Source organism: Echinicola rosea (assembly GCF_005281475.1).
GTDB lineage: Bacteria > Bacteroidota > Bacteroidia > Cytophagales > Cyclobacteriaceae > Echinicola > Echinicola rosea.
The window spans coordinates 5,312,242-5,330,436 of record NZ_CP040106.1 but is presented as its reverse complement, the minus strand read 5'-3'; the positions used below and the strand labels follow the sequence as shown (position 1 = coordinate 5,330,436).

General features: G+C 46.4%; 10 protein-coding genes. All 10 read left to right on the top strand.

The window, feature by feature from the left end; all coding sequences use genetic code 11:
- Positions 1-5: 5 nt before the first annotated feature.
- The 10 genes from FDP09_RS20850 (at position 6) to FDP09_RS20805 (ending at position 17,670) form a co-directional block, all read left to right on the top strand.
- Positions 6-1,088, top strand: a complete 1,083-nt coding sequence (locus tag FDP09_RS20850) for a hypothetical protein (RefSeq protein WP_222840303.1) — start codon at positions 6-8, stop codon at positions 1,086-1,088.
- A gap of 19 nt (positions 1,089-1,107) precedes the next feature.
- Positions 1,108-2,325 (top strand): glycoside hydrolase family 172 protein, encoded by a 1,218-nt coding sequence (locus tag FDP09_RS20845; protein ID WP_137404450.1) that lies wholly within the window; start codon positions 1,108-1,110, stop codon positions 2,323-2,325.
- A 28-nt stretch (positions 2,326-2,353) separates the two neighbouring features.
- On the top strand, positions 2,354-3,913 hold the full coding sequence (locus tag FDP09_RS20840; protein ID WP_137404449.1) for a sulfatase family protein: 1,560 nt from the start codon (positions 2,354-2,356) through the stop codon (positions 3,911-3,913).
- A gap of 144 nt (positions 3,914-4,057) precedes the next feature.
- Positions 4,058-6,100 carry a glycoside hydrolase family 172 protein gene (locus FDP09_RS20835; RefSeq protein WP_187328732.1) on the top strand — a complete coding sequence of 681 codons (2,043 nt, stop codon included), beginning with the start codon at positions 4,058-4,060 and terminating at the stop codon, positions 6,098-6,100.
- A gap of 6 nt (positions 6,101-6,106) precedes the next feature.
- The gene (locus FDP09_RS20830; RefSeq protein WP_137404447.1) at positions 6,107-8,041 is read left to right on the top strand and encodes a glycoside hydrolase family 172 protein; all 1,935 of its coding nucleotides are present in this window, start codon (positions 6,107-6,109) and stop codon (positions 8,039-8,041) included.
- A gap of 566 nt (positions 8,042-8,607) precedes the next feature.
- On the top strand, positions 8,608-11,814 hold the full coding sequence (locus FDP09_RS20825) for a SusC/RagA family TonB-linked outer membrane protein (RefSeq protein ID WP_137404446.1): 3,207 nt from the start codon (positions 8,608-8,610) through the stop codon (positions 11,812-11,814).
- A gap of 43 nt (positions 11,815-11,857) precedes the next feature.
- Positions 11,858-13,588: a RagB/SusD family nutrient uptake outer membrane protein gene (locus tag FDP09_RS20820; RefSeq protein WP_137404445.1), complete on the top strand. Its 1,731-nt coding sequence runs from the start codon at positions 11,858-11,860 to the stop codon at positions 13,586-13,588.
- 30 nt (positions 13,589-13,618) lie between these two features.
- Entirely contained in the window at positions 13,619-14,011 is a 393-nt protein-coding gene (locus FDP09_RS20815) for a DUF4945 domain-containing protein (protein WP_137404444.1), read from the top strand.
- Between the two features lie 44 nt (positions 14,012-14,055).
- Entirely contained in the window at positions 14,056-16,689 is a 2,634-nt protein-coding gene (locus FDP09_RS20810; RefSeq protein ID WP_137404443.1) for a GH116 family glycosyl hydrolase, read from the top strand.
- A gap of 24 nt (positions 16,690-16,713) precedes the next feature.
- Entirely contained in the window at positions 16,714-17,670 is a 957-nt protein-coding gene (locus FDP09_RS20805; protein WP_137404442.1) for a peptidylprolyl isomerase, read from the top strand.
- The last annotated feature ends 525 nt before the right edge of the window (positions 17,671-18,195 follow it).

Sequence of the window (18,195 nt, the reverse complement as noted above, 5' to 3'; positions counted from 1 at the left end):
GCAAAATGAAAGCGAAATCCTTTTCTTCAAGTGCTTTATTGCTACTGGCCTTGGCCTGGAATGCCTGTCAGTCTTCCAAAGGTACTGTGAGCTGGCAGGAATTGGCCCCTCCTGAAACCAATGGAGCCTGGCTTCAGCCTTCAGCAAATGGAAAGGCCCAGCCGATCTGGGGACATGCAAATGGCCTCCAAATCGGCATTTCGCCCATGCCGGGCCCTAGGGGATTGATGAACGTCTATGCGCCCTATTTGGGCCATAAGACGGCAAAGATGGTTAATTTTTTTGCGATGGAGCCCATAGTAAAAGGAAATGAACAACGTGGGTTTTCAGAATTGGAAATGAGTTCCCTTGACGGTGTCCGCGGGAAGCGTTTTTGGAGTGCGAATGATTCCCTTGCAAGTGTACCAAGGGACGAGACAGCACCCGCATCAGGGATCATTGAGGAAGTAGATAGAATTGGGACATTGACGGTGTTTGTTTTTTCGGAACCGTTTGACAATGGTGCAAAGGTGTATGTGAGGCTGCGCTTCTATGAAGACAGGCCCTATGAAGTGGAAATCAAAACATATGCAGTACCTGATTCTAAACCCTTGGAAAAATTCATCATCACGGCTACCATGGGCAATTTTGCACGGCTGCGGAAATTGTACCTGAAAGACACTGTGAAGTATTCCAAGAAGATATGGGAAGGGTATAAAGACGTGCATTTTACTTCCCATGACACCACACCGGTAGATAATATGCTGAGGGACAGCAGTGGGAATGCCTATTTTGTCGCCACGCCTGATGAAACTGAGCCAGAGGAAGCCACTTACACGAAGGGAACCAATGAACATTGGAAATATTACGGAAAGAAGGCCGTGCAGTATTGGAAGAAGCCCGATCCTTCCGATCAACTAAAAGGACTTGTAAATGGCCGGTGGGCTTATTGGGCCAGCGAAAGCCCTATTCCCGGAGGAATATCCTTTGAGAATTTCGAACTGAACGAACCCTTTAAAAATGGGGATACCTTTGTTTTCGGGGTGGTGCCGATGGACGATAAGGAAGCAAAAGGAAATTACGGACTTATTATGAACTGGATGAAGTAATCTTAAATCTATGGAAAGAATGAAAAATTATATTCAAAATAATCAAATACTTGGTTTTTGTGCGATTGTATCTGTCATGATATTTTTTGCACCAAGTATCGGTCAAGGCCAAGAACTATATGACCTTCCCAAAAAGGATGTAAAAACAAGGTGGTTTAGTTTTGAAAACCTCCAAGGCCTGAAAGGAAAAGGCGGGATGGAGAACAAGGGAGCAAAAGGGCACCCCGCGGATGCCATAAAAGCCGGGGAAACGCAAGTCATTTTGGAAACCGAAGGGGCAGGTGTGGTGCGCAGGATGTGGATGACCATCAGTGACCGGAGTCCAGAAATGTTAAGGTCGCTCAAATTGGAGATGTACTGGGATGGAAAAGAGAAGCCCGCCGTTTCTGTTCCATTGGGAGATTTCTTTGGAGCGATGTTAGGGGAAAAAGTTCCTATGGAAAATGCCTTTTTTTCAGATCCAGAAGGAAGGTCATTTAATTGCATTATCCCGATGCCATTTAAAAAAGGTGCTAAAATTTCCATTACAAATGAATCTGATACTGATTTAGAAGCTCTTTTTTACGATATCAACATTACAACATCTGATGCCGATTTGGGCGATGTGGGATATTTCCATGCATTCTGGCACCGGGATACGGCTACCACATTGGGCGAAGACCACGTGATCCTGCCGAAACTGGAAGGAAATGGCAGGTTTCTAGGTGTGGGTTTTGGCCTTAATACACATCCGGATTATGGCAAAACTTGGTGGGGCGAAGGCGAAGTCAAGATTTACCTGGATGGAGACAGCCAGTTTCCTACTTTAGTGGGCAGTGGCACAGAGGATTATATTGGTACGGCATATGGCCAGGGCAAGTTTGTCAACCACTACCAAGGAGCGCCAATAAACGATGTGGAAGAAGGAAGATATGCCTTTTATAGATTTCACGTTCCTGATCCGGTCTATTTCCATCAGGATATAAAAGTGACCATCCAGCAAATGGGCGGAGCTCCTCGGGAGAAAGTGAAAGCAATGCTGGTCGATGGGGCCAAGCTGGTCCCTGTCACTGTCAGTTGGCCAGAAGGGTTTCTGAAATTATTGGAGGAAGAAGGAGCTAGCTTTGAAAATGCACCCAAGGGATGGACCAATTTTTACAGGAGTGACGACCTAACTACGTTGGCATATTTCTATTATGACAAGCCTTCAAATGATTTGGGTCCATTGGCTTCGTTGGAAATAAGACAGCATAAATAGACCTATTTAACCTAATTATACTACCGTAATGAGACGTAAATTGCCGCTTATAATTCTTGTATTGGCTTTCATTTGGGCTACAATCAATAATACAATTGCTCAAGAGAAATGGGCAGAAAAAGCACCCAACGTCATCATCATCAATGTAGATGACCTTGGGTATGGGGACATCGGTGTGAACGGTGCCACGATGGTCCGAACGCCGAATATCGACAAACTGGCCAGCCAGGGGCGAAAATTTACCGATGCACATGCCGCCGCAGCGGTCTGTTCTCCTTCCAGGTATGCCCTGATCACAGGGGAGTACCCCAGTAGGAAGGATTTTTACAGCGCTATATTTTTAAGGCATCCGTCTGTCTTGGACACCAGCCAGATGAGCATAGCGAAAGTGATGAAGTCCGCTGGTTATGCCACAGGGATCATAGGTAAATGGCACCTTGGATTTGGTAATGAAAGCCCAGTGGACTGGAACAAGCCGCTAAAGCCCGGCCCGTTGGAATTTGGGTTTGATTACTATTTTGGGGTGCCGGTATTGAACAGCCACCCGCCATTTGTGTACGTGGAAAACCATCACGTGGTGGGCTTGACACCGGATGATCCTCTTATCTATGGACGACAAGCGGAAACGAGGTGGTTTCCCGAAAAATTTGGTCTGGCCGATATCGGAGGAGGAAGGGCTGCCCACCAGCAATACGATGATAGGATGGTGGGCACCACCTTAAAGGACAAGGCACTGGAGTGGATCAAAACACATAAGGAAGGGCCTTTTTTCCTTTATTATGCCACCACCAATATCCACCATCCCTTTACTCCAGCACCCCGTTTTATCGGAACAAGTAAGGCGGGCCGCTATGGGGATTTTATCCATGAGCTGGACTGGATCGTGGGAGAAGTGATGCGTACCCTGGAAGAAGAGGGCCTAGCGGAAAATACCCTTTTGATCCTGATCAGTGACAATGGCGGTATGCTGAACCAGGGAGGACAGGATGCCTACCGGGCAGGCCACCATCAGAATGGCCCCTTGCTGGGTTTTAAATTCGATGCCTGGGAAGGTGGCCACCGAGTGCCAATGATCGCAAGGTGGCCCGGGATGATCCCTGCGGGCACCGTTTCGGATGAATTGGTCTCCAATGTTGATTTTTTGGGAACTATGGCAGCTTTGGTAGGGTATAAGCTCAACGGAAACGAGGCCCGGGACAGTTACAATATCCTTCAGGCCTTGACAGGTGATCCAGCGGAGCCTATCCGCGACCACTTGGTCATCAGCCCCGCCCAGCCAAAGAACATTGCCATTAGAAAAGGAAAGTGGATGTATATTTCGGGTCAGGGAGGTGGAGGCTTTGAGGCCATTCACGAGGGTGACCATGCTTTTGGAGGGGCTGCCGCTTTCCCTTTTACCGGCCAAAAAAACAGCGATATAGAAGATGGGGAAATAAAGCCAAATGCCGCTCCTGCGCAGCTTTATGACTTGGAAAAAGACCCCTATCAGCATGAAAATGTTTACAATTCACAACTGGAGATTGCCAAGGGACTTCATGAGCTGTTGGAAGAAACCTTGGGCAGAAAAGTGGGGGTAAATTCGAAGTGATCCGAGGAATGGGGTAAATAATTTAGATTCCATCTATAATCAACTGAAGCCTGTTCGGCAATCAGATAAAACAGAAAACTAGTGGCGAAAGAATACCTAAACTCAATAATAATCATGGATTTATTTAAAAGTGTACGTAAATGTATGTTTTTACTTGTAATGGTTGTTTTTTATTCCTGTGGAACGAGCGAAGAAAAAGAAGTAGCATACGAAGAAGTGGTGCGCCGTCTTATGGATATGAAAGCTTTGGCAAAACTACCTGGGCATGGTGAGAAAAGTGCTATGTGGTCCAGTTATGATCGGGAGAGTAAAATCGACGAATCTGGAAAATTCATTAACTGGGATGCCAATATAGATGGGCTCAAGCCCCAATACATCAGAAAAGAAGGGGACAAGGAGGTGTTGGCAGAGATGGAAGGTCCTGGGGCTATTGTTCGGATTTGGTCGGCAAGTCCTGCCAAAGGGCATGTGAAAATATATATCGATGGCAATGAGCAGCCTGTCATCGACCTTCCCTTTATCGATTATTTTAAACCGAGTATCCCGGCTTTTGAGTATCCGGCACTTGTTTATGAAACCAATGCAAGGGGTTTTAACAATTATGTGCCCATTACTTACAATACCTCCTGTAAGGTCGTGGCCGATCCGGGATGGGGGCAGTATTACCATTTCAATTACATCAGTTTTGCCGATGGGAAAACAACGGAATCCTACACGGCAGAACTAAGCGATAATGCCAGAACAGCATTAAAAGAGGTAAATGATTTCTTCACCCATAAGATGGGTAACTCTCCCTATCAAAAAGGGGAGTTTGAGTCCATACGGGCAAAGGAAAAAATTCCGGCTGGACATGCGGAAAACCTACTCTCCATTGAAGGTTCCGGAGCTATTGCCTCGCTAAAGATAAGAATGGATATCAAAGATGAAAAGAAGCGTGCAGAGGCCATGAGAAAAGTGACCATCAGCATGAGGTGGGATGGAAGCAATGAAGATGCAGTGTGGGCTCCGTTGGGAGATTTTTTTGGCTCCGCTCCAGGAAAGAATCTATACAAGACACTACCCATGGGCATGACAGAAGAATGGATGTACAGTTATTGGTATATGCCGTTTGAGGATGGGGCAGAGATAACTGTCACCAATGATTTTGATGAGGACATAGAGATTTTCCTAGAGGTGGAAAAAGACGATTTGGAAGATTTCAATAAGGATGAAATAGGCAGGTTCCATGCCAAGTGGCACCGGGATTTAAAGAACTTGCCAAAAGAGAGGTGGCCTGATTGGACATTACTGGAAACTCAGGGAAGTGGGCGATTCGTAGGCACACAGTTGACAGTATGGAATCCCAAAGGTGGCAGCTGTAGCCTGGGCGGTCCGGGCCATTGGTGGTGGGGAGAGGGAGATGAAAAGTTTTTCATAGATGGGGAAAAGTTTCCTTCCATTTTTGGTACGGGAACCGAGGATTATTTTGGCTATGCCTGGTGTGACCCCACCGAATTCGAGCAGGCATTTCACAGCCAATCGATGGACAATGACAATATGGGATACCAGCCCATGAACAGATGGCATATAACGGACAATATCCCGTTCCAGCAATCTTTTCAGGGCTATTTGGAAAAATATTTTCCAAACAACTGGCCTACCCAATATTCCACTGTTGTGTATTGGTACTTAGAGCCAGGGGGAGAAGATCCTTTGAAGAGGGTGGCGGTAAAGGAGCGGTATGGATTTGAAACCCCATATGAAGTCTATCGGGAAGAAGGTGTCGTAGAGGGTGAGGAGCTGGCAATAGAAAAGAATACAGGAGGCTGGGCGACCGTCGATTCTTGGGCAAATGAAAAACTGTACACAGCAATAAGCGGACATAAGGTCCTCTTATGGAATGCTGCGCCCGAAAAAGACAATGAATTGGATCTTCGGATTCCTTCTGATTATGAAAATGGAAGGTACAAAGTTTATGCAAACGTCATTAAAAATAAAGAAGGAGGGGAGTTTATACTAGTGATAAACGGGGAAGAGATGGATCCTATCGACTGTTTTATTGATCAGGAAGGAATTAGGGTGGAAGAGGTTTATCTAGGAAAGGCTGCGCTAGGGGACAGCGAAACCAATACAATCAAACTCGTCTGGAAAGGTGAAAAAAATAAAGGAAGAACGCTGAAAATAGATTATTTAAAAATCCAAAAATAACCATTTATGAAATATTTATTGGTTCTATTGACGTTATCGTGCCTGATCAGCACGTCGCTATCTGCGCAAGAATTTGACTGGGAAGCCGAGATCATGTCACTGGCACGGCCGGACCTATTGCCGACCTACCGACAGGGGACCATGATCGGACAAGTGAGCAGTTATGATACCACTGGGGGTAACGATGATGGCTTTAACGGTACATACTCCTATATCAGAAAGGAAGAGGACGGTTTGGTACTGGCAGATTTTGACGGACCTGGTGTGATCAACCGGATCTGGACACCTACGCCCACTGCGGATACCTTGAAGTTCTATTTTGATGGAAATGATGAGCCGGGATTGGTAATCAGGTTTGAGGACCTGTTTTCAGGCCAGGTATATCCCTTTTTAAGGCCAATGAGCGGCAATGAAATTGGGGGATTCTACACCTATTTTCCCATCCCTTTTGCCAAATCCTGTAAAATTGTCTTCACCGGTGAAAAGATCATGTTTCATCAGATCCAGTACCGGATGTTACCGGGGCAGTCCGTATCTACTTACACGGAGGCAGGCGCCCGGAAATTGAGCGGAGCCATTGAGGAGGTGAATGCGATATGGGACATCAAGAAGCCACAATTGGCAGCGTTTCCAAATGCAAAGGATTTGGACTACCAAACGACAGAGAAAACCATTCGTCTAACGCCCGGGGAGTCTGGAGAGATTTTTGACAAAAGCGTTCCGGGAAGGATTGTGGGATTGGAACTGAAATCCGATGCTGCTTTTACGGGCTTGGAGAAAGACTTGGTGCTTCAGGCCACATGGGACGGGGAATCCACCAAGGCCATCGATGTGCCTGTGGCCGATTTTTTTGGTTATGCCTATGGCACCCCCTCCATGAGAGGGATGCTGATGGGAAGTTATGATGGCTTCCACTATTGCTATTTGCCCTTTCCCTATGATGAAAAGGCCAATATTGCTGTCAAATATCATAAGAGAGCAGGGACCGGTCAAGTCGAAAAGCAGTTTACAGCGGTGGTGCATTGGGTGCCCGAGGCAAGGGACAAAGTCATGGAAGGGAAGTTTTACGCCTCTTGGAGGCGGGAAATAGAACCCGAAAACGGGGAGTATTATACTTTTGCAAATCTTAAAGGAGCTGGCCATTATGTGGGCACAACATTCTTGACCCAAGGCCTTAAGGCTGAAATGACCCTTTTTTTCGAAGGGGATGACTCCACACGGGTAGACGGGAAAATGACCATACACGGCACGGGCTCTGAGGATTATTTTAACGGTGGGTGGTATGCCATACCCGATAGGTGGGACAAAGGCATAAGCTTGCCCATCCACGGTTCGCTGGATTATTCTGTCCGGATGGCCCGAACCGGCGGGTACAGGTTTTATCTAAGCGATAAGATCCCTTTCGAGGAGGAGCTTTATATGGGAATAGAACATGGCCCGGAAGGGAACAGCTATCCGGTGGACTATACCAGTGTGGCCTATTATTACTCGGATTCACCACTGGGCAGGGCTGGTATGGTCCCAGAGGGAGAGCTGCTTTCTACTGTTTTGCCAAAAGAGCATACCTTTTATCCAGAGCTGGTGGACGTTCAGGTGAATGGAAGCCTGGCAATAGAACGGAAGAGAGGGGTACAAATGACCTGCAGTCCTGACGGGCAGGCCCGGTTTGAATTGGACGGCATTCCAGAGGGAATGTATGAAGTATACCTTTCGTATTTTGAAAAACCTGATGGAGCTGACTTCGAAGTGTGGCAACGTCAACAAAGGGTAAGTGATTGGATCAGTAGCAAAAAACCGGAGGAAAAGCTGGTCAAGGACCGGAAACTGGGGGAGGTATACTTTACTGCCCAGACCAGCACGCTAACCTTTCATGTAAAAGAAGGTGACGGGGCATCAAATCACCTTGAAATAAAGAAAATTTACTTGGTTAGGAAGGAGTAGGTTGAAGAGCGAGGTGTGAAGTATGAGGTGCGAAGTAGATGAATCCGGGATTGGTGAATGTTTTGTATCTACCGGTTCCTGTGCATAGTCGAAGGAACCGGTAGATACAAAACTATTTGGTGAAGCTTTAACGGGCTCAAAAGCAGTTGATTACCTTGTTTTAGGTCTAATTCACCATTTTGCATAAAACGATGTGAAAAAACAGAATATATTTTTGCATATTATATGACGATTTGATATTTTTATAAATAGTAATGATCATTTGTGAAATTAATTAAGGTATTGGCCAAGTTGTTGGCTTTTTTATAAGAAATTTAGTTAATCGATTAATTTACATCCTTGAAAATTCATTTATAATAATGAGAAATATCTCCCTATAAAATTCAAATAGCCTATCCCCAACAGGCGATGAATTCACCATTAAAAATTAAAAAATCAGCATAGAGAGGATATTTTAAGATGCCTGTGGAGGAAACCGTGTAAGGAAAAATCAGATTTATTAATTATTAGTTAATCGATTAACTTAATATAAATTGCAATTAACACAAACCATAAATAACCAGATTATGAAATTGAAATTTTATCAACCTTATGGCAAAAGGTACTATTGCCATTTATTGCTTGTAGGCTCGTTTTGGCTTATAGGTTCTCTTAGCGCAGAAGCGTATGCGAATGAAAGCAAAGAGGGGGCTTGGACAGGAAAGATGTATTCCAAGCTTGAAAAAACCGTCACGGGAAAGATCACAGATGAGGATGGTGTGACTTTGCCCGGTGTGTCGGTGCTGGTAAAGGGCACTACTACGGGGACTGTCAGTGACATAGACGGCAACTACAGCATTGAAGTGCCGGAAGGGGAAGCGACCTTGGTGTTTTCATTTATTGGCTATTCTACCCAAGAGATGGCAGTGGGAAACCAAAGCACCATCAATATTCAGCTAAAGGAAAATACCGCACAACTCGAAGAAGTAGTGGTGACAGGGTACATGACCCAACGGAAAGCGGACCTTACCGGTGCCATTGCCGCGGTATCCACCGAAGAAATAGAAAAAAACAGTTATGCCAATGTGATGCAAGGCCTTCAGGGTAGACTAGCAGGTGTTTATATCACCACGGATGGTAGTCCTGTGGGAAATGTCAATGTCCAGATAAGGGGACTCACTTCGATGAGATCAGCTCCTCCATTGGTGGTAGTGGACGGTCTGCCGACCAATCTCAATCTGCGTGATATCAACTCCCAGGACATCGAATCCATCCAAGTGCTCAAAGATGCTGCATCGGCCAGTATTTATGGCTCCCGTGCCGCCAGCGGGGTGATCTTGATCGAGACCAAAAAAGGCAAGGAAGGACAGACCAAGGTGATGTACAATGGGTCTTTTGGTGTGTCCAGTTTTATGAACAGGATGGACATGATGAATACACAGGAGTACGGTGCCACGCTCTGGCAGGCTGCCATCAATGATGGCCAGGATCCGAACCTAATGACCCAGATCTATACTTACGATTGGCACACTGACCCCAACGGCAATGCCGTCCTGGACAATGTGGCGCCCTTGGAATGGCTAAATGAAGAGCAGACCATGCCTTCCGCCGATACGGATTGGTTTGAAGAAGGATCGCAGTTGGGTATCCAAAACAACCAGCAACTGTCCCTATCACATGGTTCGGAAAGGGCCAAAACACTTTTTTCCCTGAATTATTACGAAAACCAGGGAACACAGATCCATACCATGTTCAGGAGATATTCCATCCGCTTGAATTCCGAGTATAACCTTATCGAGGACAGGCTGACCATAGGCGAAAATATGTCCCTGTCCAATATCAAAATGAATGACCAAAACGTAAGCCACTCCTTTATGACGATGCCTTCGATCGTGCCGGTGTATACGACCGATGGGGGATGGGGAGGATCGGCCACCAGGCTGGGAATGGATGACTATAACAACCCCGTCCGTATGCTCACGATGAACAAGGACAATTACAGTTATACCAATAAAGTAGTGGGGAATATTTACGCCAATCTTACCTTATTGAAAAATTTTGCCTTTAGGGCCTCTTACGGCATTGATTACGGTGCTAGTAATTACCGTAACCTGGATTTTACCTGGGAAGAAGGCGGTGGAAGACAGGATATCAATAACGGCGTAAGGAGCTATTGGGGCCAGAACATGACCACCACTTGGACCAATACCCTAACGTATAACCTGGAAGCCGAAAACCATAAACTGGATGTACTCGCCGGTATGGAGACCGTGGAGTACAACTTTCAAGACCTGAATGGATATAGAAGGGACATCGAACTGGAAAACTATGATTATGCCTTCCTCAATGCGGCCACGGGAAACCAAGAAGTCAACGGGGGAGGTGATCAGTGGTCTTTGCTGTCCTATTTTGGTAAGTTTAACTATGTATATTCGGACAAGTACCTGCTATCTGCCACGTTAAGGTATGATGGGTCATCCAAGTTTGGCACGAATAACCAATTTGGATTTTTTCCGGCCGTATCAGCAGGATGGCGATTGAGTGAGGAAAATTTTTTAAAGGACAATGATCTCATCAGTGACCTAAAGTTACGGGCGAGCTGGGGCCAAAACGGAAACAGCAATATTCCGACCAATGCCCTGGTGAATTTTTATGATGCAGCCTACTTTTCCGGGCATCACGGAACCAGCTATGGTTTGGCAGGGAACGAGACAGGGGAGCTTTATTCCGGTTATCGCAAGGTGCATACGGGCAATGCAAACCTGCGCTGGGAAGCCACCAGGCAGACGGATATTGGCCTGGACTTCGGGTTGATGGAGGGTGCCCTGTCCGGTTCAGTGGATTATTTCCATAAATATACGGACGGAATGCTGTACGAACCACCGTACCTTGGGGCCATTGGAGAGGGCGGATACCGATGGATCAATGCCGCCAACATGACCAATAAAGGCATCGAAGCTGCACTGACCTATCACGGCCATGTCGGTAAGCTCAATTATTCCGTAACCGGAAATATCAGTACCTATCGAAACAAGATCGATGATCTTCCGGAATCTGTTAAGTTCACCTATGGAGGAAACGGGCTGGATGATGATATCCTGGGCAGGCCACTCAATTCCTTCTACGGGTTTATTGCAGACGGGCTTTTTACCACTCAGGAGGAAGTGGACAATTCCCCTGAACAGCCAGGCAAAGGCTTGGGAAGGATCCGTTACCGGGACATGAACAATGATGGCCGGATCACTTGGGAGCATGACCGTACCTGGATAGGCGTGAGCGATCCGGATTTTATCTATGGGCTCAATGTAGATGCAAGTTATGGTTACTTTGACTTCTCCATGTTTTGGCAGGGTGTCAAGGGCAACACCGTAAGGAATGACTGGAAGACCTACAGCGATTTTTGGAATGTGTGGACCCAGCAGGGCTTTAACCACGCTACCCGTCTGTTGGGCGCTTGGACACCCCAAAACAATACATCCACCATTCCAGCGGTATCGCTCATGAACCCCAATGACGAAAGACGGCTTTCTACCTATTTTATGGAATCCGGATCATACTTGAAGCTTAGGCACATAGAATTGGGCTATACCTTTCCACAAAGCCTTATATCCAACCTCGGAATGCAGCAGTGCAGGTTATATGTCAATGCACAGAATATCGTCAACATCAAAAAATGGTGGGGAGATGATAAATATACCGGCATAGATCCCGAAAACCCTTCCAAGGCCAATGAATATTCAAGCCCTTATGTGAGGCCACAGATGTTTTTGGTAGGAGTAAATGTGACTTTCTGATCCTATGTCCATTCATGGTAATAACGGAAAAATATAAACAGATATGAAAACAACGATAAAATATATAGTGGTGGGTGTCTTGAGCTTATCCTTGGCAGGGTGCCAGGATATCCTGGATGTAACCCCAAAGGGAATCATTACAGAAGACCAGTTGACTTCAGCAGAGCATGTGGACGGACTGGTGACAGCAGCCTATGCATTTATGCCAAGGACCCATGCTTTTGATACACAGAATCCTTGGATCGCCAGTTTGAGGTCCGATGATGCTTATAAAGGCGGAGGGGGACTAAGTGACCAGACCCCTTGGTACCAAATGGAGGTTTTTTCATTGGTCAATGCCAGCGTGGGGAACAATGACGGGGTGTGGTACAGGGGCTACCAAGGCATCTCCCGTACCAATACAGCGATCAACGCCATCTTACGGATAGAGGATGCAGATTATCCTTTGAAACAAGCCAGGCTGGCCGAAATGCGCTTTTTGCGCGGATGGATCTATTTTAAGCTGAAGCGCAGGTTTAAGTGGATTCCCTATATCGATGAGACGGCGACTTCTGATGATATCGTCACCATCCCCAACCGTCCTGAAGATATGCCGAATGATTTGCCTTTATGGCAAAAAATCTTTGACGATTTTGCCTTTGCTGCGCAAAACCTCCCCGCCAACCAAGAAGAGGTGGGAAGGGCCAATAAGTTTGCGGCCTTGGCCTATCAGGCGAAAACGCTGATGTGGATGGGCTATCCGCAGGACAATAACCATCAAGTGACCAATATCGATCGTGAAAAACTCACCGAGGCCCTTTCACTGATCGATATGATCATAGACGAGGGAGGATATGACCTGGCAGAGGATTTTGCCAATAATTTTATCCTGGAATACGATAATGCCTCTCCCGAATCCTTGTGGGAGCTGCAGTTTACCCGGGATGATGGTACACCCAGAGGCAACCTAAATGAAGGAAATGGTCTTACGGCCCCTTGGTGGAATCCCTACTTTAGTTGCTGTGATTTCCATAAGGCCACCTATAATATGGTCAATGCTTTCCGTGTAGGAGCTGACGGCTTGCCGCTATTCGATACCTATGATGAGGCCGAGCTGACAGATTATGATGCATATTTTGACGGCAATACCTGGGATCCCAGGCTGGGCCACACGGTTGGGATCCCAGGTTTCCCATGGAAATACCAAAGTGTACGATACGACAGTGCAGGATCCAGGGATCCAGGTATTTATGGATATTTCCATTCCATGAAGGAAAATGTCACCACGGACAGTCCGGGCAAATGGGATGAGTTCTGGATGTTCAATTCCAAGAACCAAATTGAAGTGCGATTTGCAGAAGTGCTACTGTGGAAGGCGGAAATTCTGATTCAGCTGGACAGGCAGGACGAAGCGCTTCCCATTATCAACCGAATTCGTGAACGTGCGTCCAACAGCGCCACCAGACTGGCCTATCCGGATGGCAGCTACCCGGTGGAATACCGTGTGGAACCCTATGTGGATGGGGTCAATATCAATTGGACCAAGGAGAATGCTTGGGAGGCATTGATATGGGAAAACCGTTTGGAAATGGCCATGGAAGGTCGGAGGTTCTTTGATCTGGTACGATGGGGTATTGCTGCAGAAGTGATGAATGCCCACTTCGAAAAGGAAAGGGAAAGAAGGTCGTGGCTGGATGTGGCCTTTTTTACAACAGGAAGGGACGAGTACCTGCCCATTCCCCAAAACCAGATCAATTGGGCCCAGGGAGTGTACCAACAAAATCCCGGTTACTAATTTCAATTAATTAACAAATCGAAAAACGCCATGAAAACAAAACTGATATATTTATTAATGATGGGGATTTTTTGTCTTGGTTGTCAGGATGATGATATCCTGATGTCCAAGCCTGGAGAGCCGGTGGATCCTGTAAGTAACCTGGAGTATACTTTGGAGGAACAGGAAGTTACATTGGCGTGGGACCTGCCCAGCAGTTATCCCGCTGACGTGGTCCAGCCTGTAATGGTACATATTAGTATTTCCATCAATGGACAAAATGCCGGAACACAGGTACTGGACAATGATCCCGTGTCGTTTGCCTATCCTTATGATCCAGAAAACACCTACAAATTTATCGTGAAGGTATTGGCAGATATCGAAACCTCCGATGAATTTGAATCAGATATCAGGTATTCATTGGGAAATACGGTAAATTTCTAAACGTGAAATAAACATTTCAACCATAAAAACACCCCGACACTGACATGCCCAAAAATAATCCAACCACCAACCGCAGATCATTCCTAAAAAAACTGGGATTGGGAGCAGGAGCTTCTGCAATTCCTGTTTCCTTTTTTGAGCAGGGAGGAGCCTTGGCCAAGGAAAGGAACACCTCTTCAAAGAGCAAGCTTAAAATCAAGAAGGGTGCCCCGCTGACCAACTATGAATATAACGGAACGTACAGCGGGGCGCACCTCAGCAGGCTTGCCTTCCCCATCGGAGGAATTGGGGCAGGGATGTTTTGCTTGGAAGGAACAGGTGCCTTTTCACACATGTCGGTAAGGGCCAGGCCAGAGATGTTCCGCCAGCCCAATATGTTTGCGGCTATCGCTGTGAAAGGTGTGGAAAAGGGAGCCAAAGTCCTCGAAGGTCCTGTTCCGGATTGGAAGAAATTTGGTGGGAGAGGTTCTGGCAATGGTTCCCATGGAGCCAATTTTGGGCTGCCGAGATGTGGACAAGCAGACTTTAGGGCACACTTTCCCTTTGGCCATATTTCCCTTTCCGATGATGACCTGCCCATTGGGGCAAAAGTAGTCGGCTGGAGCCCATTTGTCCCCACTGACGAGGACAGTTCCAGCTTGCCGGTAGGAGGAGTGGAGTACGAGTTGACCAATAAAGGTAAAAGTACTGTTGAAGGGGTCTTTTCGTTCCATTCAGCCAATTTTATGCGGATGCCGGATCAGAAAGGAACCGTAAAGCCCATGGAAAATGGTTTTGTCCTACATCAGGAAGCAATAGAGGACAAGCCTTTTTTCCAAGGTGATTTTGCTGTTTTCGCCACAGAAGAAGCTACGGTGGACCATTGCTGGTTCAGGGGAGGATGGTTTGATCCGCTCACCATAGTGTGGGAAACGATAAAAGAAGGGAAAGTAAAATCCAATGATCCGGTGGAGGAAGGAGCCCCTGGGGCGTCGCTTTATATTCCTGTCCAATTAAGCCCGGGTGAGTCCCGTACCATCAAGATACTTATGGCTTGGTACGTGCCCGAATCAGACCTTCACTTTGGAGAACCGATGCCAGAGGAGGGATGTGCGCCCGGATCAGGCTGTTGTGACCAGGCCTCGGACATAGACGCAAGCTTACCGGCCGATGAGGATACCCCGAAAAAGTACAAGCCGTGGTATGCCTCGAAATTTGCCACCATAGATGAAGTGGCCGGTTTTTGGAATTCCAATTATCAGTCACTAAAAGACAAAAGCGAAACGTTCTCATCTGCTTTTTACGCAAGTACACTTCCTGCTGAGGTAATGGAGGCGGTGGCCGCCAATCTTACCATTTTGAAATCCCCGACCGTCATGAGGCAGCGAGACGGAAGGATGTGGAACTGGGAGGGCTGCAGTGATGACTGGGGATGCTGCCATGGTTCATGCACCCATGTGTGGAACTATGCCCAAGCCGTGCCCCACCTGTTTCCGGCACTGGAGAGAAGCCTGCGCCATACCGAATTATGCGAAAACCAAAGTGAAAAAGGCCACCAGGCCTTCAGGGCGAATTTGCCGATTTCACCTTTAAAGCATGATTTCCATTCAGCGGCTGATGGGCAGTTGGGAGGAATCATGAAAGTCTATAGAGAGTGGCGGATCAGCGGGGACCAAGCATGGCTAAAGCGAATGTATCCACTGGTGAAGCAGAGCATGGATTTTTGTATTTCCACTTGGGATCCCGGTAGGAAAGGGATCGTGGAAGAACCCCATCACAATACCTATGATATCGAATTCTGGGGACCTGATGGGATGTGTACCAGTTTTTACCTTGGCGCACTTTTGGCGATGACGGGCATGGGAGAATATCTGGGAAAAGATGTGTCCGGTTACCGAAATCTATACCAAAAGGGAAAGGGTTTTATGGAAAAAGAGCTTTTTGACGGTGAATATTATATCCAGAAGATCCAATGGACCGGCCTGAAGGCGCCCAATCCTGTAGAAGCCTTGTCCTTTCATACCCAATACTCCAAGGAGGCACTGGCTTTACTGGAAAGGGAAGGCCCAAAATACCAATATGGCAAGGGCTGCCTTTCTGACGGGATTTTGGGGGCGTGGATAGCCCAGATGTGCGGGCTTTCCCACCCCGTGAACGATGAGCAGGTGGCCAGCCATCTTGCTTCGGTTCACCGTTATAACTTTAAGGCAGAGCTCAGCGACCATGTAAACCCCCAGAGGCCAGGATATGCGTTAGGTGATGAAGGAGGGTTGCTGTTGTGTTCTTGGCCAAAGGGAGGGAAGCTTTCACTGCCCTTTGTCTACAGCAATGAGGTGTGGACAGGAATAGAATACCAAGTGGCTTCCCACCTAATGCTCACCGGACGGGTGGACGAAGGGCTGGAAATCGTCCGTGCATGCAGGGATCGCTATGATGGCCGGATCCGTAATCCTTTCAATGAATATGAATGTGGTAGCTGGTATGCCAGGGCACTGTCAAGCTATGGGATGCTCCAAGGGCTTACCGGGCTGCGCTATGATGCCGTGGAAAAGACCCTTTATATTTCTTCCAAAATTGGGGATTTCACCTGTTTTCTATCCACTGCCACAGGCTTTGGCACGGTGAGCTATAAAAATGGAAAAGCTCACGTGAATGTGGCGATGGGAAAAATTCCGGTTACAAATTATCATGTTTCCTAACACGACGACCAAATACTAAAACCTATGAACATCAATCCGAAAAATATTACGCCAATCTTGGATTTTATGGATCGAGCGGGATTGTTGCCCCGACGGGTGGTCCTACTTTTGGGTGATATGGCAAGGGGCGATTTTGCCTTTCAGGAGCAATTGTACCTGGCGGAAAGCATACACCTACACATCAAAGTCGAAGCAGTGGATTCATTGCCCCATGAATTAATAGCAACACATGGTGGACAGGCAAGGAACGCTGCCGTTGGATACATCAAGTATTGTTTCCCTGAGGGACTGAACATTATTTTTTCCAGTATCCCGGTTTCGGAAGAGGAAAAATCCGGTCAACAGCGAGGGAGTTTTCCCTACTTGGACCATATTGGCATTGACATTAGAAAAGAAGATATGGAGAGCAAGAAAGTCTTTGGGAAGATTCCCTGTATTGCCAGTTTCTTTTCCTGGCCAGTGGTAAAACAGAGTGGTGAAGGGAAGAAAGTATCCTGCTGTCATGTGCAAGTGGATGAAAAGTACTGGGTATACCCCACAGAGGAAGTTTTTTATGAGTTTGCCTTGGGCAAGCTCCATGTGAGCGAGAAGATGTTTGGCTGTGATCTCCGGCCGGCCCATCCCAGCTTGAATTTACCAAAAGAACAATCATGTTGTTGCCCCGATTCATCTGCTGAAGAGAGAATTGCGCAGAGCTGTACTGGTGATAAACCAGTTTGTATTGGAAAAAATTGTGAAGTGACCGTCAGCTTTATGATGCGAAAGTGTTCAGGTGAGGTATTGGAGGAGCGAACGACTGACAATCCCATAACCTATACCCATGGTATCGGGGAGATTATGAGATCACTTGAAAGTGCACTGGAAGGAGCCACGAAGGGAGATGAAAGGACAATCAAGTTGGCATATGATGAGCTGGGCCTGGGTTGCGATTGCTTTATTGATGTGAAAGTCCTTAAAGTGATGTTGGAAAGAAGCGAGTAAAGCAATGATGTATTTTGATATTAATTAGCAGCAAGTGGGAGATCTTAGTATGATTTACAATCAGTTTGAGAAATCCTATTCCTATTGAAGTTGACCCCTACTATAATTAGGAAGTGGTTATATAGCTTCAGGGCTAAGGCTGAACGGCTTACCTTTGGTATTTGTGAATTGTTTGATATGAAAGCATAAGCCAAAGTCAAAAAAGATAAGTTATTCTGGGCTTTTGGTTATTCAAGGAAGCCATTGTTGGCTGCCTTAGCTTTAACTTTTAAAATAAGTTTATTCCATTTATTCGGAATAATTAATGGTATTTGGGTGTATATCTGTTTAAAATTTGGTTCGAATCCTATGGGCTAAGCCAATGGGATTGATCGAACCATTTGTTAAATCATATGATTTTTGAAGGTTGTTGTCAGTATTCTGATTTTTGATGGAATTGGTTTTTGACAATTCTTCTTTCGAATTAACAGCTTATTATATAAGTGAAAATGATGTTTGTTTGTTGGTTTATGTAATATAAATAAA

What these genes read in the sequence shown, in the direction of transcription:
- FDP09_RS20850 (WP_222840303.1), top strand. Translation starts at nt 6, where the DNA reads ATGAAAGCGAAATCCTTTTCTTCAAGTGCTTTATTGCTACTGGCCTTG.
- FDP09_RS20845 (WP_137404450.1), top strand. Translation starts at nt 1,108, where the DNA reads ATGAAAAATTATATTCAAAATAATCAAATACTTGGTTTTTGTGCGATT.
- FDP09_RS20840 (WP_137404449.1), top strand. Translation starts at nt 2,354, where the DNA reads ATGAGACGTAAATTGCCGCTTATAATTCTTGTATTGGCTTTCATTTGG.
- FDP09_RS20835 (WP_187328732.1), top strand. Translation starts at nt 4,058, where the DNA reads ATGTTTTTACTTGTAATGGTTGTTTTTTATTCCTGTGGAACGAGCGAA.
- FDP09_RS20830 (WP_137404447.1), top strand. Translation starts at nt 6,107, where the DNA reads ATGAAATATTTATTGGTTCTATTGACGTTATCGTGCCTGATCAGCACG.
- FDP09_RS20825 (WP_137404446.1), top strand. Translation starts at nt 8,608, where the DNA reads ATGAAATTGAAATTTTATCAACCTTATGGCAAAAGGTACTATTGCCAT.
- FDP09_RS20820 (WP_137404445.1), top strand. Translation starts at nt 11,858, where the DNA reads ATGAAAACAACGATAAAATATATAGTGGTGGGTGTCTTGAGCTTATCC.
- FDP09_RS20815 (WP_137404444.1), top strand. Translation starts at nt 13,619, where the DNA reads ATGAAAACAAAACTGATATATTTATTAATGATGGGGATTTTTTGTCTT.
- FDP09_RS20810 (WP_137404443.1), top strand. Translation starts at nt 14,056, where the DNA reads ATGCCCAAAAATAATCCAACCACCAACCGCAGATCATTCCTAAAAAAA.
- FDP09_RS20805 (WP_137404442.1), top strand. Translation starts at nt 16,714, where the DNA reads ATGAACATCAATCCGAAAAATATTACGCCAATCTTGGATTTTATGGAT.